Source organism: Aneurinibacillus sp. UBA3580 (assembly GCF_002375825.1).
GTDB lineage: Bacteria > Bacillota > Bacilli > Aneurinibacillales > Aneurinibacillaceae > Aneurinibacillus > Aneurinibacillus danicus.
The window spans coordinates 1-15633 of sequence record NZ_DFMZ01000021.1 but is presented as its reverse complement, the minus strand read 5'-3'; the positions used below and the strand labels follow the sequence as shown (position 1 = coordinate 15633).

The window sequence follows — 15633 nt, the reverse complement described above, 5'->3', positions numbered from 1 at the left end:
GCAGGAATTCGGCGACGTATCTGTGCTTGATACGCCGACGTTCTTCTACGGTCTGCGCCTGGGTGAAGAAATCGCGGTCAACATCGAACAGGGAAAAACACTGATGGTAAAGCTGGTTTCCATCGGTGAAATCAGCCCGGACGGTACACGCACGATTTATTTTGAACTGAATGGCCAACCGCGTGAAATTAACATCAGGGATGCATCCGCTAAAGTCACGATCGCTCAGCGTCCGAAAGCGGACCCGTCGGAGCCAGGCCAAATCGGCGCTTCCATGCCGGGGAAAGTGCTGAAAGTCATGGTAGAGCAGGGGGACAAAGTGAAAAAAGGCGAGCATGTGATTGTCACCGAAGCGATGAAAATGGAGACGACAATGCAAGCTCCATTTAACGGTATCGTGAAAGAAATTCATGTCAAAGCCGGCGATACAATCGAATCAGGCGATTTGCTAATTGTAATTAATAAAAGCTAAATAGCTTTTCGAAGAAAAAAGAGCACCGCTGCGTGCTCTTTTTTCATTAATGAAGCTCATCAATAATCTGCTCGTCGCGTTTTCCCTCTTGCTTTTCTTCCCGGCCTTTATCGCCGCGAATCATACTCTGAATTTTCTCGACTACGGCGGGCGCCAAATCCATCATTCGTTCATACAGGTGAGACTGTCCCTGCAGTGAGATGGAACGCACGCCGTGTTTACCGACGATAAGGAACGCAATCGGCGTAATGGAAACACCGCCGCCGCTCCCCCCGCCAAACGGAAGATCGCTTCTTCGTCCCCCGTTTACGTGCTGGCGGGCCGCATCTCCATCAGTACGGTCATGACGCCGATCGGTTTCCTCATACGTTTCAAATTCGCTGCCGCCGGCGGCAAAGCCGAAACCAACCTTGGAAACCGGAATAATAACGCTTCCGTCCGGTGTTTCCACCGGGTCGCCGATGATGGTATTAACGTCCACCATTTCTTTAATATTTTCCATTGCTGTTTGCATTAAGCCTTGAATCGGATGTTCTCCCATACGCGCTCACGCCCTTTCAGGAAATAGTGCACTGCAATTCGAATGACTGCAATGATAGCATGTCCGATCCTGAAACGCAGTATACAGACAAGATGAGTATCCAGCATTTCACGATGAAATTCCGGCAGAACGTACAATCGAGGCTGCGTCGTAAGAGAGATATAGTGCGCAAGAACGGCGATAATCGAACTTTTTATGGCCCACACGGCACCGACGCTTGCGCCGGTAGCTGACGCTTCACCCAAGCCGATGCTTGTCCGCCATTCCAGCATCTCTCCCCGCACATATTTTAATGTGTGCCGCATAATCTCGTTTAAATCATAAACATTACGCAGCAATCGTACGAACTTTCGCTGCATTCGCTTTATCGTACGCGGGGTAATCCACATTTTTTTTCGTTCTTTTGCCTGCCCCTTTTGCCCGACTTCGGCCTTTTGTGATACTTTTACCCCTTTGGATAAACTCTCTATTTGCAGCATATTGACGGTAAAACGATATTTTAGTAAGCGCCTATACATAGATACTTCCACATCAATGCGGTCATTCTCCGCTGCTCGCTTGTACACGATCCGGATGCGTAAGGATGTAAACCAGATAAGCACTCCCAGGATTCCTGTACTACCCAAAAAAATCAGCCAGCCGTTCATATCCGCTCCACCTTCCCACACAGGTAGTATGAGCGTATTGCCTCTGTAACATACAGAAAATAAAAGCAACTTTTCCACAGATAATGAGTCAAAACAATTGATATTATTACATAAAACAATATAGGAGACGTGACAAAATTGAAAAAACATTGGATGGCGCTGGCTTTAGCCCCTTTCGTCGCCGGCAGCCTGCTGGCCGGCGGGCATTCCGCCGCTGCGGCCACCCCTTTTTCTGATATAGATGATCACTGGGCGGAGCCGCAGATTCTCTCGCTTGCCCGCCAGGGAATCGTAAATGGGATAAACGACGATACATTTGCGCCCGATCGGCCTCTAACTCGCGGCCAGTTCGTCGTTATGCTTGCCAAAGTATTTAAAAGCAATTTGACCACACGGGGGACGGCGCAGGAGGCAAGAAAGTATTTCTCTGATGTGGATGAATCGGACTATTACGCGGATGAGCTGGTCCGTCTTCGCAAAGCCGGTGTAATTGATGACCGTGGCGCGTTTCACGGAGAGCGGAAAATTACCCGGCAGGAAATGGCGCACTATCTTACCAATGCGTACCGTTACCTCTACAAACAGGATTTATCTTCGATTATTAACGTTAAAAATGTTCCGTTTAAAGACGCAGGTGAAATTGCACCCGGTTATCGGGATGATGTCGTTATCGCAGATAAAATTAATTTAATCAGCGGACGCGATAACGGGAAATTCGATCCGCGCGCTACACTAACCCGGGCAGAAGCAGCCTATGTCATCTACCGTTTCGGACAGCTGGTGCCGTATGATGATATCGGCGTGCGTTCCGGCTCTCAGCTGGCCAAGATCCAGGACGCCTATTACAAAAACGGACGATTGTATATTACCTTTACCTATCAGCTTCCTAGCGCTGGATACAGCGGCCAGATTATCATCATTACCCGCTCCGGACAGCAATTGAAGATCGATGTGGAGCAAGTTAAGCTCGACAGCAGTTCCTCCGCTTCAGGGTTTAAACAAACCCGCACGATTGTCGTAGATGAAAGCAACGTGCGAACCATTATTGTCCGCGTGAATGGAAAAGAAGAAGCACGATTCAACGTATAATCATTTCAAAAAAGAGTAGAGCAGGGATAAGGAATTCCCCGCTCTACTCTTTTTTGAACAAGAAGTAAGAAGGTGTGGAAGTTGAATGCTCATACTATATTTCGGTCACGGCAAAAAAATACCTTCAGGATCAACCACATCATGTAGGATGCGAAGCTCCTCGTACGTAGGCGGCTCCGTTTCTCCCTTGCAGTGTGAGAAATCAAGCTCGAAGCCGGTATTTTCCTGAAGCTGCTCACGAGTTATGCCGGGATGAAGCGTGTCTACATACATGACTCCCGTCTCTTCATTAAACCGGAATACCGCCATATTGGTAATGACTGCGCTCGGTCCTCCCAAAAACTTTTTGCCATAAGCTTCTCTGCGGTGTACAAGCGTTCCTTCAGGCCACTTCTTTACCATCCAACCCGGTGATGTGATATAGTCGACGTTCTCTTTGAAACGGCGCTTCTCCTGTACCATAATAAATACGGTACGCCTGGCGAGCGAGTTAATATCCGGATTGCCGCCGCTTCCCGGAAAACGCATAACCGGCGCAAGATAATCACCGACAACGGTCGTGTTAACGTTGCCGTACTTATCGATTTCCGCACCTCCGAGATACGCCAAATCAATTTTGCCGCGTTGAAGCTGATTAAACACATCAAACAACCCCGAAGCCACTGATGCCTTCGTCACGCAGCGCGGATCACCGACAGATGACGGAAGCGAATCGCCTTTGGAGTCAATGGTTCCTGCCTCGTAGATTAGCTTGCAGTTCGGTGCGCCGAGTTGCTGCGCCAGCATAATCGCAAGCATCGGCAGTCCGGTACCGGCAAAAACAACTTCCTCGTCTTTCACTTCGCGTGCTGCCGCCACTGCTAGCATATCCACAACGGAATATTCGCCAGGTTTTGCATACTGTTTATCCGCCATCTTACCTCGACCCCCGTTTCACTTTGGTGCTGTATTTGCGGTAGGAATTGGCCCGCAGTTTTTCCAAACGGGACACACCTAATTTATTCAGATATTCCTCATGGTCTTTTACGCCATATACCCATTCATCCACCCAGGCCACAAATCTTTCATCTGTCCTGGAAGCCGCCGCAAATTCACGGATAAACGGGCCGTCTACATCATAGAAGCCATATGCGCCGGTCGGATGCGCACTCCATGGCAATTCAACGATCGCATCCACCAGATAGCCCGGAATCAGGTTACGCTCCGGCTCTTCGCGAAGATAGGACTCTGGTACAATCTCTTCCGCCAGTACAATCACCAGATCAGACGCTTTAATCGCCTGTTCGTCCGAGTAGGTTTGTCCCGCGATCCGAATCGTCCCCTCTTCTCCTACCTGCTGGGCGTGCACGATACACACACGCGGGCGTACGGCCGGCACGTGAATCAATTCACCTTCGTTATAGAATGGATCCTGTACGAAATCGAATTTCTTCGCCGGAATTTTTTCGTTTGCTCCGTTACGCAGGCCGGCTTTTTCCAGCATGTCATACTCAGGATTTAAGATGTCAGTCCCGCGTGATGCCCAGGTCGGTAAATACGGAATTCCCATTGCTCCGGCCGTCATGCGGTACAGCATCTGCTGATGACTGTAGTCCTCTATTATGACTGAGCGCTCTCTCATTTTACGGTCCAAACAATAAGGAACCTTGCCGTATAGTTCATGGCCAATCCAGCACGATTCCCAGACGGAGACCGCCCCAGCACCTACAAGAAGTTCCGCATGCGTGCCGGAATTAACTTCTACAAGATGTAATCCTTTCTTCTCCTGACGCAGCATCTCATAAATCGCCGCCATCGGACGACGCCAAATGACAAAACCGCTGAACGTAATCATGTCGTTATCCTGGATCATCTGCACCGCTTCTTGCAGAGAACAGCGCTTATCCACCATGATTTATCCCTCCTTGCTCCTATTCTATATATTTTGTTTCATAATATTATTTTTAAAGAAATTCTGAAAAATGTCTACTATGCATGTTTTTCTTTTTTCGTCAAGCATTCTTTATACTGAAGGAGCGCTTGTTTGCTTCATTGAAATAACTACCATTGGAAATGACGGAAAGAACGGCTGCTCTTTTTGTGGTACGAAGAAACAGAGAGAAAAGAAGTCTCCGAGGATATCCTCAGAGACTTCTTTTCATGTTTACGCTTGTGCGGCTTTACGCGCCTTCTCCGCCTGACGCAATTCGACGCGGCGAATCTTGCCGGAGGTCGTCTTCGGCAACTCAGACACAAATTCGATTTCACGCGGATACTTATACGGAGCGGTAATATTCTTCACGTGTTCCTGCAACTCTTTCACCAATGCTTCAGAAGCAGCGTTCGAGTCGCGCAAAATGACGAATGCCTTCACAATACTGCCTCGTACCGGATCGGGGCTTGCAACAACCGCGCATTCTTTAACGGCCGGATGCTTCACTAACGCGTCTTCTACCTCGAACGGTCCAATGGTATAGCCTGAGCTGATGATGATATCATCCGAACGTCCCTCGAAGAAATAGTAGCCGTCTTCATCTTCTTTCGCCTGGTCGCCCGTTAAGTACCAATCTCCGCGAAAAGCAGCGGCAGTACGTTCAGGATCGTTCAGATATCCTTTAAAAAGAGCCGGTACACTGCGGTGTACCGCAATGTCGCCTACCTGGCCGCGCTCGACCGGGTTTCCTTCTTCGTCAATGATGGCAATTCGGTTGCCCGGCGTCGGTTTGCCCATCGAACCCGGTTTTACTTCCATGTCTTTTAACGTACCGATCAGAAGCGAATTCTCTGTCTGCCCGTAACCGTCACGCACGGTAACCCCGAAATACTTCTTAAATGTATCGATAACTTCACGGTTCAGCGGCTCGCCGGCGCTTACCGTACTGCGAAGATGCTCCAATTTATACTGGTCAAGGCCCTCTTCCTTGGCCATAATCCGGTATTCGGTCGGTGTGCAGCATAATACATTGACCGAATACTTATCAAGCAGAGACAAATATTTTTTCGGCTCGAACTTGCCAAAATAAACAAGGCCAGTTGCACCGGAACCGAGCACGGAAATAAACGGACTCCAATTCCACTTTGCCCAGCCGGGACCGGCCGTAGCCCATACTACATCTCCATCCCGCACATCCAACCACAGCTTTGCTGCCACCGCCTGGTGTGCGTATGCCCAGCTGTGTGTGTGGATAACGCCTTTGGGATTGCCTGTCGTACCGGATGTGTAGTTAAGAAATGCGATATCATCGGCGCGTGTATTCTCGACTTCAAATTCTTCGCTTTGTCCCTCTATAACCTTGTCGAAAGAAATCCAGCCTTCCTTCGTTCCTCCGCATACGATAAACGTCTCCAGCGTACGGCAATCCGCCCTCACTTCATCGATACGGCTCACCAGATCATGATAGGAGATAACCGCTTTGATGCCTGCATGTGTAGCACGGTATAAAATATCTTTCGGCATTAGCATTTCCGAACCCGGAAGCACAATAGCGCCAATCTTCAGTGCCGCCATGTAGCTAATGTATGCCTGCTCGATACGCGGCAGGATAATCATGATTTTATCGCCTTTTTGAATGCCGAGTTCTTTTAGTCCGTTTGCCAGTTGGTTCGATACTTTACTTAATTGAGCGTATGTGAACTGCTTTGTCTCGCCCGCTTCATTCTCCCACAGCAAAGCCAACTTGTCCGGATCGGCGGCGTGTCGTTCGATGTCATTCACCATATTGTAGTACTCAGGTGCATGCAGTTGCAATTCGGTCATTCTCCATCTCCTCCAACTTCCATTTACTTTTTTAAGAACTGCAAACGTTTTCTAAGTAATGAAAACGTTTACTATAAACTAACTATTCCATCTTTTTTGTCATATTCCTGCTTTGTTTTTGAATAATTATCAGGAAAATATTTATTTCAAAATTTCGTCACAAGAATGGAAAAATGAGGAGAGAACGAGACAATGATTTTAATGTGGAAAAAGGCGAACGCCTTTTTCTTCCCTGGAGCTTATTTCCTCTCTCTCCTTCTTTTCTCATGATTTTCACAGAAAAAAGAAGCCGGCGAAATCGCCGGCTCCTATTACCAGATATTCATGTAATTATGCGCGACCACCCAGCTGTTGTTCAGCTAATTGAACAAGACGCTTTGTGATTTCGCCACCAACAGAACCATTTTGACGAGAAGTTGTGTCCGCTCCCAGTTGTACGCCGAACTCAGAAGCGATTTCATACTTCATTTGGTCCAGAGCTTGCTGTGCGCCAGGAACAACCAGGTTGTTTCTGTTACCTTGTTGTTGTGCCATGTTATTTCACCTCCTTATGTGGTGTATCTATAGAATGTCACCAACACGGAGGTTACATGCAACCCAAAAGCACAGTAAATGTTGGAAGGCTCCCGTAGATTAAAGAACGGAATGATACAGACGTTTACGCCACCAGATACCCACCGTCAGCACCAGCATAGTAAGCAACAGAGGAAACAGCCAATCAAGATAATAATACATAGGTGCAATACGCTGCTGTACTGCCTCTTCAGACATAACCATCTTGCCTGCCGTATAACTAAGAACACCCGCACCGATATAAATAAGAGCCGGCGCCCGGTCCATGAGCGCGGCCACAGCGTTGCTCCCGACCATCAAAAGCGGAATGCTAAGACCTAACCCGAACAGCAGCAGAACAAAGTCACCGTGTGCTGCTCCTCCAACCGCCAGCACATTGTCAAGACTCATAACAAAATCCGCAACGATAATTGTTTGCACCGCTCCAGCCAGCGTATGGCCGGCTTTAATATCCGAGGATTCCTCTCCTTCACCAATAAGCAACTTCAAAGCAATCCAGGCAAGCACAACGCCACCGACCGCCTTCAAATACGGAATAAGCAGTACCCACGTCGTCAGTGCTGTCAGCACAATGCGCAGTACAACCGCTCCCACTGTACCGTACATAACAGCCTTTTTCCTCTGGACAGGCGGGAGTCTCCGGCTCGCCATCCCGATAACTACGGCGTTATCGCCGCTAAGCACTACGTCAATAATAACGATATTAATAAATCCGATCCAAAACGACGCATCCATGAGTCCTGTCCACCACCTTCTAGCACTGAATATATTCAGTGCTGAGACGGGCTATACCAATTAAATTAGCTGATTCGGCAGTCTCTCTTTCCTCACTACTTGGCTGGAGAAGATAGCGGGGACGCAGCAGGTAGATTTACCTGCATTTTATGTTCATTCCAGTTGTTTGCATTAAAACCCGGATCGCGCTGTTTATAGAGCACGAGCAGCGTATAAATAACACTCCAGAGCAGAAACCCGGCAGGAATAAGCATCCACTTATGCTTTGTTTTTTTCTTTGCCTTATCCATGTAAACAGCCCCTTTCCATCCCCTCTTGCGTAACCTGTCACTATTGATGTCGAATCCAGATAGAATGCGCATCAAATTCGATAAGCCCTTCCTTCTTCAACTGACTTATAATCCGGCTTGCTGTCTCCCGGGTCGTGCCCACCATATCTGCCAGGTCCTGATGTGTCAGCTCCATTTTCAGTGAATAGCCTCCCGCCACCTCTGTTCCTCTGGATTTAGCCAGAGAAGAAAGCGTATTCATAATTTTTTCTTTCATATCTTTGCTAAGCACATCCGAAAGACGGCGTTGAAGGTCACGAATTTTCCCTTCCAAAATCTGTAGAAGGCGAATGCACAGCGCTGAGTTCCCTTTCAGCAGCGCCGTCAACTCCTGGACATTAATAGAATAGAGTAAGGATTCTTCCATCGCTTCCGCTGTCGCCGGATACGGACTGCCACCAAACATACCGATATGGGGAAACATATCTCGCTCGTACAGTACGTTGACAATCTGCTCCCGCCCGTCTTCAGTCGTTTTATATACTTTTACCGTCCCGTGCGCAAGCAGGTAGATGGCTGTGCAAGGCTCTCCCTCATAAAATAAAATTTCGCGCTTCTTTACTTTTTTATGGGACATTACGCCAACAATTGCGTCCCGCTCCTGCTCAGTCAGAGACGCAAACAGCGATACTGTACCGAGAAACTCTCGCAGCGACTTATGCTCCACCTATTCTCCCTCTCTTCCTTCCATGGAAAAACAGGGCGCCGCTAAAACAGCAGCGCCCCTGTTATTTTATCGCAATAATTTAATGAATTCACGCATAAAACCAGGCAAATCCGGCCATGCATGACCTGATACCAGATTTTGATGCGTATGTAGCGTTTTGTCAATATACGTCGCACCGCATGCTACCACATCCGGCTTGCATGCAGAATAGGCAGTGTACTCTCTTCCCTTCATTAAATCCGGCACAACAGACAACACTTGAGCGGCATGGCAAATGGCTCCGACCGGCTTATTCGCTTCAAAGAAATGGCGCACAATGCCCGGCAGACTCTCATCAAGACGAATATACTCCGGCGCGCGGCCGCCCGGGATAATGAGGCCGTCATACTGTGTGGGATCCACATCGGCGAACGCGGCGTGTGACTCTAATCCATATGCAGGTTTTTCTATATACGTCTCCATGCCTTCCACAAAATCATGGCTGACGGTTTGCAATTTCTTTACGGAAGGAGAGGCAATGGTTACCTCAAATCCCTCTTCCAAGCAGCGGTAATACGGATAAAAAATTTCCAGTGCTTCTACGGCGTCTCCCGTTATGATTAACACACGTTTGCTCATTGAATTCACCCCGTTTAAATAAAAATAGTGATGCTTCAGAACTCAGGTTTTGTTTTTACCCGACTTTTTATTATTTTCGACGGCACAGTGCGAATTCCTGCTTGCCCTTTACGCAAGGAATTTAAGAAGAGGTGGCAAACTATATAAAGAAGAAAGAGGGGATTTTAATGAGATTGTTTACCGCCATCGAACTCAGCCAAGAGGTAAAGCAGGAGCTTATACGTCTACAAAAAGAACTAAAAAACGGGCCGCTCGCGTGCCGCAGATGGCAAACAATGGCCCAAATGCATTTGACCCTGCATTTCTTTGGGGAGTGCTCCGCCGAACAAACCCAAGCCATAAAAAAGGAAATGGCACAGGCGACCGCTTCTGTTTCCCCCTTCTCCATACAGCTTACAAACCTTGGAGCGTTTCCGAATATAAAGCGGCCTCGCGTCGTCTGGGCGGGAATTGGCGGACAGATCGAAAATCTGCACGCGCTGCAGCAGTTATTAACAGATCGTTTTGTACAGGCACAGCTTTATAAAGAAGAGCGGAGCTATTCACCGCATATCACACTGGGGCGAGATCCGGATATGACAGGTGAAACGATACCTGTTGAGAAGTTGATCCAGATTCGCTCTATCGCCTGGCGTGTGGATTCGATTGTATTGTTTCAGTCGACACTTACCCGGTCAGGTCCGATTTACAAACCGCTGGTTACCTGTCCGCTTCTCGGCTCCTCTTGATGAGGTACGGTCACCGCGACACGGACTTTTTCAAACCGAAAAAACGGAGCCAATAGGCGCCGTTTTTTATGCTTTGCTATTATTTTGCGTTTACGTAAATACAACAGTCTTGTTCTTGTCAACGAGGATGCGGTCTTCGATGTGCCATTTCACGGCACGGGCTAGTACAATACGTTCGATGTGGCGTCCCTCTTTTTTCAGGTCGCTGACGTCGTCACGATGACTAACGCGGCTCACATCCTGTTCGATAATCGGACCGGCGTCCAGTTCCTCCGTCACATAGTGAGCGGTGGCACCGATAATCTTCACGCCGCGCTTGTGTGCCTGATCATACGGCTTACCACCGATAAACGCCGGCAGGAAGGAGTGATGAATATTAATCACCCGGTTCCGGTAGTGCTCAACCAGATACGGAGACAGAATCTGCATATAGCGGGCCAACACGATAAAGTCTACATTGCCCTCCATCAATTCACGCTGCCTTTTTTCAACTTCAAGCTTCGTTTCCGGCGTTACCGGCAGGTAATGGAACGGAATGCCGAGCGATTCTACCAGTTCGCGCGAATCCTCGTGATTGCTAATTACCATCGTGATTTCCGCATTCAAATCACCCGCGCGCCAGTTCCACAGGAGTTCCTGAAGACAATGATCCTCTTTCGATACAAAGATAACCATTTTCTTCGGCTGGCTCGCCCGGGTAATTTTCCAGTCTATTGCAAATTCATTCGCTATCGAAATAAATGCCTGACACAAATCGTCAATTTTATCTTCAAGACCTTCTTTAAAAAATTCAATCCGCATGAAAAACATGCCGCCTTCCGGATCCTGGGTATACTGATCGGACTGCAGGATATTGGCGCCGTTCTCGTATAAGAATCTAGATATCGCCGCCACGATCCCCGGACGGTCCGGGCATGCGATCAGCATGCGACCCACTCCCCGATATTTTTCCTGGAATACTGTTTTCACGTGCTGTGCAACCATCTCTTCTTAGCCTCCACACTTTATGTATAAGGTTATTTTTCTGACTATTATACCTTATTCCGGTTTCCCGGCAAAGAAAAAAGAGACAATAGCCTCGTCTCTTCTCTTCTTTTATCTTGACTATTCTTTTTCCAGGAGGCGGAAGAAACGTTCTTCCTGTACTCCGTTGTCTTTCGCGAAAATGCCGCGACGGGCAATCGTTCTTGTTTTGCTGCCCGGCTTTTTTACGCCGCGCATGCTCATGCACATATGCTCGGCTTCGATGACGGCAATCGCGCCAACGGGCTGAATTACCTGTTCAAGCGCGTCGACAATCTGGTTTGTAATACGCTCCTGCACTTGCGGACGACGCGCCAGAATTTCAACCAGTCGGGCAAATTTGCTTAAGCCCACAATCCGGCCATTTGGAATATATCCAATATGCGCCTTTCCGAAGAAAGGAACAAAATGATGTTCACATACACTGTAGAACGGAATATCCTGCACAATGACAATGTCGTTCGCGCCTTCTGCCGGGAATGTTTTCCCGAGTACCTCAGCCGGATCTTCATCCAGGCCGCTGAAAATTTCCCGGTACATCTTGGCGATGCGCTTCGGTGTCTCTTTCAAACCCTCGCGTTCCGGGTCTTCTCCAATCAAATGAATAATATCATAAAAATGTTTTTCAATCGGGTCAATAAATGTTTCACTGGACTTAACTGCTTCTGCGCGCATGGCGTTCATCTCCTTGATACATATATAGAACAGAGTGAGCAGTGCCAGCTGTCTGTTCTCATAAAAACAACCTATAGTATTTGTCTAAGAATTGCAAGCTTTAAATATTCTCTTCCACCATAAAAACAGGTGCAATATAAAAAATAAAAAAGGGAGGCAGTCTCCTCTTCTGGCCCTGCTCCCTCTTCTCACTTTATCTTAATCCTCTTAGACTTGCTGCTTCTTTCCTAATACGAGCCGCTCAAGCGCTTCTGCTACGCCGCTCTCGTTATTGGACGCAACCACCATATCCGCCTGCTCCTTAACGTCCACCGGGGCATTTCCAACCGCCACGCCGATACCCGCCATTGTAATCATATCCAGGTCGTTATAATAATTCCCGATGGCGATCGTATCGCTCAGAGGAATATCAAGATGTTTCGCCAGGTTGCTTAAGGCCGATCCTTTTGATGTGGTCTGGTCTATGATATCAATATATGACGGGCCGCTGCGAATCATACGTAGAGGAAGATTCATCGCCGCCAGCTCGTCGTATGCTTTATTCAACTGAGCGTCCGTGCCGAACAGCGTAAATTTAACCAGCGTATCTTTCATGCTGAGCGCATCTTCCACAAGCTTCGGTTGAGCCAGGTATTTGGCGTACATCGCCCGCACATCCTCCCTATCCAGGCTCTCCGTGTACATATCGAATGCCGTACAGAAATCGGTGTGAATATTCTCCGTCCGGCAGTAATCCAGCACATTCTTGAGCGAATCTATCGTAAATCCCACCTCATGCAAAATTTCTTTTGTGTTGGAATGGGACGTAACGGCTCCGTTATGGCAAATGAAATAACCGGCGATACCAAGCTCTTCAAGCAGCGGTGTCACACTAAACGGAGCGCGCCCGGAACAGAGGACAATCTGCACCCCTTCTTCTTCTGCGGCTTTTAGCGCGTTCTTGTTCTTCTCCGTTATTTTATAATCATCAGTCAATAACGTACCGTCTATGTCAATTGCAGCTAATTTATATGCCATGAGCATCCTCTCTCTATCCATGAATTCTTTCTTCCTCTATCATAACATACATAATTTAGCGGTTTTCACCCGAAAAAATATTAAGAAAATACGATTTTTTGTGCACTGGTCAAGTAAACCATGTACAATATCAATGGAGAATACTATGAAGCAAGGAGAACGCACTGTATGCACAGCAATTTGCGAACTTTTATTGAAGCATTGCGAAAAGAAAATGATATTGTAGAGATTGACGCTCCGGTTGATCCGAACCTGGAACTTCCGGAGATTCATCGGCGCGTCATTGATGAGGGCGGCCCGGCGCTTTTATTTACCAATCCGAAAGGAAGTTCCTTTCCGGTCATAACGAATCTGTTCGGTACAATGCGCCGCATAGAACTGGCATTCGGTCCCCGTCCGGAAAATCTGGTTAAGCAGCTTATCGGCGCAATGGACAAACTGCTGCCGCCGAAAATCGGAACAATATGGAAATATCGCACGCCGCTGTTAGACGTGGCCAAAACCGGTCTACGCACTGTCGGGAACGGCAAAGCGCCGGTGCTTGAAGTCAGGGAAGAAGCGGACTTGCATAAGCTTCCCGTTCTGACCGGCTGGCAACTTGACGGCGGCCCGTTCTTCACTCTGCCGCTGGTCTACACGGAACATCCGGAAACAAAAGAACATAATCTCGGCATGTACCGGATGCAGGTAAAGGAAAAGAATAAAACCGGTATGCACTGGCAGATTCATAAAGGCGGCGGCTTCCATCATCATGAGGCAGAAGTGCGCAATCAGGCGCTTCCGGTTACCGTATTTCTTGGAGGCCCTCCAGCATTGATTGTCACGGCCATTGCGCCGCTGCCGGAAATGCTGCCGGAATTAATATTCACTTCGTTTCTTATGGGCGATAAGCTGGATGTAACACAAGTGCAGAACCACGCACATAAACTCATTGCCCAGGCAGAATTTGCATTCTGCGGTGAAGTACCGCCGCATGTGCGCGAGCCGGAAGGACCGTTCGGTGATCACTACGGCTATTATTCATGGACGCACGATTTCCCTGTGTTCAACATCAAACAGGTGTACCGCCGCAAAGATGCGATTTATCCGGCCACCGTGGTCGGTAAGCCACGGCAGGAAGATTATTTTATCGGCGACTACCTGCAGAGCCTCCTATCCCCGATGTTCCCGGTGGTAATGCCTGGTGTAAAAGCCCTGTGGACGTACGGAGAAACGGGATTCCATTCACTGGCGGGCGCAATCGTACGGGAGAGTTACTACCGCGAAGCGATGGCGCATGCATTCCGCATTATGGGTGAAGGCCAGCTGACGCTTACCAAATTCTTGATGCTAACGGACACGCCTTGCAATTTGCAGGACTTCCCACGATTCCTGGAGACGATACTCGCACGCTTCAATCCGCAGCGCGATTTACTGATTGTACATGATACGTCTATGGATACACTCGATTATACGGGTCGTAAGTTCAACCATGGCAGCAAAGCGATTATGCTTGGCATCGGCGAGCCGATTCGTGAGCTTGCGTATGAATACACAGGCAATATGCTTCCGGGCATCGATAAACTTAAAGCATATTGCGGCGGATGCCTGGTTATCTCCGGCAAATCTTATGCGGAGGATGAGCAGCTTCCTTCCGTATTGATCGAACATGCACAATCCCAGCTGGCTGACTGGCCGCTCGTATTCCTGGTCGATGACGCGGATGACATTGTCGATCAGACGTCATTCCTCTGGACAACATTTACTCGCTTTGATCCGGCGCATGATGTATACGCCAAAACGAAGCTCAGTCATAATAAAGTGCAGTTTGAAGGTCCGATTGTCATTGATGCGCGTATGAAGCCGTTTTATCCGGACGAGCTTGTGCCGCGTGAAGATATCGTCGATCTGGTGGATCGCCGCTGGAACGAATATTTTCCTCAAAAATTTTGAAACCAAACTGAAGTGCGTCCGTATCTAATACATGTATCAAGATTTCAGAGGGGGGTTTACACAACCTATGAAAAAAATTCTTACGCTATTCATGGCTGTCGCGCTCGTATTTAGTACCGGGGCTTTCGTGAATGTCGACCACGCTGACGCCAAAGGAAGAAAATCATACAATTCCGGCACGAAAAACTTCCAACCTGGAAGCGGCCAAAATTCTAACATTTCCAACCAGAACTCGGTCGTAAACAGCCCGGCTAAAAATACAGCACCGGCTAAGAGCACCACAGCACCGACTCAAAGCAAAAGCGGCGGCCTGATGAAAGGCTTACTGTTCGGCGGCCTGGCAGGACTTCTGCTCGGCGGATTGCTCGGCAATCTGGGTTCGCTTGGCGCCATTCTCGGTTTGCTTATTAATGTTCTGTTTGTCGTTATGGTAATCGCCATTATCCGCAAATTGTATGTGGCCTATAAAACGAAGAAGAAAGAACAGGAAGCGAACATATGGAGAAACTAAAGCTGTCGGAACAGGATATCGTAAACGCGCTATGCCTGTACATTGCGGACAAAAAACAAATCAGTCCGCATGATGTCAGCGTTGAATTAATGTGGGATGAAGACTATGGCTTCTCCGCATCAGCCATGGAAAACGGCCGCACACAGATGCTTATTCAAGCTAATATGATTGAAGCAATTCGCTTCTGGCTTCGTCACGAACTTCACCGCGACCCTTTTGCGGCCAGCCTCGAGCTGGTGCTCGACGATGATGAAGGAATTATCGCGTTTGCCAACTACTATAGATAAGCACAGAAAAAAGCACGGGATTACACCCGTGCTTTTTTCTGTGAAAATTGTGA

Annotated in this window: 19 protein-coding genes; 6 read left to right on the top strand and 13 right to left on the bottom strand. The window is 48.2% G+C overall.

The window, feature by feature from the left end; genetic code table 11:
- Nucleotides 1-472 (top strand): biotin/lipoyl-containing protein (locus B2899_RS03300; protein WP_286884035.1); only part of this gene is annotated, 472 nt, incomplete at its 5' end.
- A gap of 46 nt (nt 473-518) precedes the next feature.
- On the opposite strand, the gene ytfJ is transcribed toward B2899_RS03300, so the two are convergent.
- Together ytfJ and B2899_RS03290 are read right to left on the bottom strand one after the other, a co-directional pair.
- Nucleotides 519-1013, bottom strand: coding sequence for a GerW family sporulation protein (gene ytfJ / locus B2899_RS03295; RefSeq protein WP_146808402.1), 495 nt, complete (start codon nt 1011-1013; stop codon nt 519-521).
- Nucleotides 986-1660, bottom strand: a complete 675-nt coding sequence (locus B2899_RS03290; protein WP_286884034.1) for a DUF2953 domain-containing protein — start codon at nt 1658-1660, stop codon at nt 986-988. The genes ytfJ and B2899_RS03290 overlap by 28 nt, the downstream gene beginning before the upstream one ends.
- A gap of 138 nt (nt 1661-1798) precedes the next feature.
- On the opposite strand from B2899_RS03290, the gene B2899_RS03285 reads away from it, so the two are divergent.
- The gene (locus tag B2899_RS03285) at nt 1799-2749 is read left to right on the top strand and encodes an S-layer homology domain-containing protein (protein ID WP_146808404.1); all 951 of its coding nucleotides are present in this window, start codon (nt 1799-1801) and stop codon (nt 2747-2749) included.
- Nucleotides 2750-2854: 105 nt separating this feature from the next.
- Here B2899_RS03285 and B2899_RS03280 read toward each other — a convergent pair whose 3' ends face one another.
- The 8 genes from B2899_RS03280 to B2899_RS03245 all read right to left on the bottom strand — a co-directional run bounded on the left by B2899_RS03280 (nt 2855) and on the right by B2899_RS03245 (nt 9407).
- Nucleotides 2855-3664 (bottom strand): CoA-transferase subunit beta, encoded by an 810-nt coding sequence (locus B2899_RS03280; protein WP_146808405.1) that lies wholly within the window; start codon nt 3662-3664, stop codon nt 2855-2857.
- Between the two features lies 1 nt (nt 3665).
- On the bottom strand, nt 3666-4640 hold the full coding sequence (locus B2899_RS03275) for a CoA transferase subunit A (protein ID WP_146808406.1): 975 nt from the start codon (nt 4638-4640) through the stop codon (nt 3666-3668).
- A gap of 252 nt (nt 4641-4892) precedes the next feature.
- Nucleotides 4893-6485, bottom strand: a complete 1593-nt coding sequence (gene mbcS / locus B2899_RS03270) for an acyl-CoA synthetase MbcS (RefSeq protein ID WP_146808407.1) — start codon at nt 6483-6485, stop codon at nt 4893-4895.
- Between the two features lie 330 nt (nt 6486-6815).
- Nucleotides 6816-7019 carry an alpha/beta-type small acid-soluble spore protein gene (locus B2899_RS03265; protein ID WP_146808408.1) on the bottom strand — a complete coding sequence of 68 codons (204 nt, stop codon included), beginning with the start codon at nt 7017-7019 and terminating at the stop codon, nt 6816-6818.
- A gap of 99 nt (nt 7020-7118) precedes the next feature.
- Nucleotides 7119-7793 (bottom strand): TerC family protein, encoded by a 675-nt coding sequence (locus B2899_RS03260; protein ID WP_286884030.1) that lies wholly within the window; start codon nt 7791-7793, stop codon nt 7119-7121.
- Between the two features lie 95 nt (nt 7794-7888).
- Entirely contained in the window at nt 7889-8083 is a 195-nt protein-coding gene (locus B2899_RS03255; RefSeq protein WP_146808410.1) for a hypothetical protein, read from the bottom strand.
- Nucleotides 8084-8123: 40 nt separating this feature from the next.
- Nucleotides 8124-8789: a Crp/Fnr family transcriptional regulator gene (locus B2899_RS03250; RefSeq protein WP_146808411.1), complete on the bottom strand. Its 666-nt coding sequence runs from the start codon at nt 8787-8789 to the stop codon at nt 8124-8126.
- Between the two features lie 66 nt (nt 8790-8855).
- The gene (locus B2899_RS03245) at nt 8856-9407 is read right to left on the bottom strand and encodes a DJ-1/PfpI family protein (RefSeq protein ID WP_146808412.1); all 552 of its coding nucleotides are present in this window, start codon (nt 9405-9407) and stop codon (nt 8856-8858) included.
- Between the two features lie 167 nt (nt 9408-9574).
- On the opposite strand from B2899_RS03245, the gene thpR reads away from it, so the two are divergent.
- Nucleotides 9575-10135 (top strand): RNA 2',3'-cyclic phosphodiesterase, encoded by a 561-nt coding sequence (gene thpR, locus B2899_RS03240; protein WP_286884027.1) that lies wholly within the window; start codon nt 9575-9577, stop codon nt 10133-10135.
- A 90-nt stretch (nt 10136-10225) separates the two neighbouring features.
- On the opposite strand, the gene purU is transcribed toward thpR, so the two are convergent.
- The 3 genes from purU to B2899_RS03225 all read right to left on the bottom strand — a co-directional run bounded on the left by purU (nt 10226) and on the right by B2899_RS03225 (nt 12850).
- Nucleotides 10226-11119, bottom strand: coding sequence for a formyltetrahydrofolate deformylase (gene purU / locus B2899_RS03235; RefSeq protein WP_286884025.1), 894 nt, complete (start codon nt 11117-11119; stop codon nt 10226-10228).
- Between the two features lie 120 nt (nt 11120-11239).
- On the bottom strand, nt 11240-11833 hold the full coding sequence (folE, locus tag B2899_RS03230; RefSeq protein ID WP_246147196.1) for a GTP cyclohydrolase I FolE: 594 nt from the start codon (nt 11831-11833) through the stop codon (nt 11240-11242).
- 207 nt (nt 11834-12040) lie between these two features.
- Nucleotides 12041-12850 carry a Cof-type HAD-IIB family hydrolase gene (locus B2899_RS03225; RefSeq protein ID WP_286884023.1) on the bottom strand — a complete coding sequence of 270 codons (810 nt, stop codon included), beginning with the start codon at nt 12848-12850 and terminating at the stop codon, nt 12041-12043.
- Nucleotides 12851-13018: 168 nt separating this feature from the next.
- Here B2899_RS03225 and B2899_RS03220 point away from each other — a divergent pair, with 168 nt between their 5' ends.
- The 3 genes from B2899_RS03220 (at nt 13019) to B2899_RS03210 (ending at nt 15580) form a co-directional block, all read left to right on the top strand.
- Nucleotides 13019-14782: a UbiD family decarboxylase gene (locus B2899_RS03220; RefSeq protein WP_146808419.1), complete on the top strand. Its 1764-nt coding sequence runs from the start codon at nt 13019-13021 to the stop codon at nt 14780-14782.
- A 67-nt stretch (nt 14783-14849) separates the two neighbouring features.
- Nucleotides 14850-15293, top strand: coding sequence for a hypothetical protein (locus B2899_RS03215; RefSeq protein ID WP_286884020.1), 444 nt, complete (start codon nt 14850-14852; stop codon nt 15291-15293).
- The gene (locus tag B2899_RS03210) at nt 15281-15580 is read left to right on the top strand and encodes a YxcD family protein (protein ID WP_146808421.1); all 300 of its coding nucleotides are present in this window, start codon (nt 15281-15283) and stop codon (nt 15578-15580) included. The genes B2899_RS03215 and B2899_RS03210 overlap by 13 nt, the downstream gene beginning before the upstream one ends.
- Nucleotides 15581-15633 lie beyond the last annotated feature (53 nt).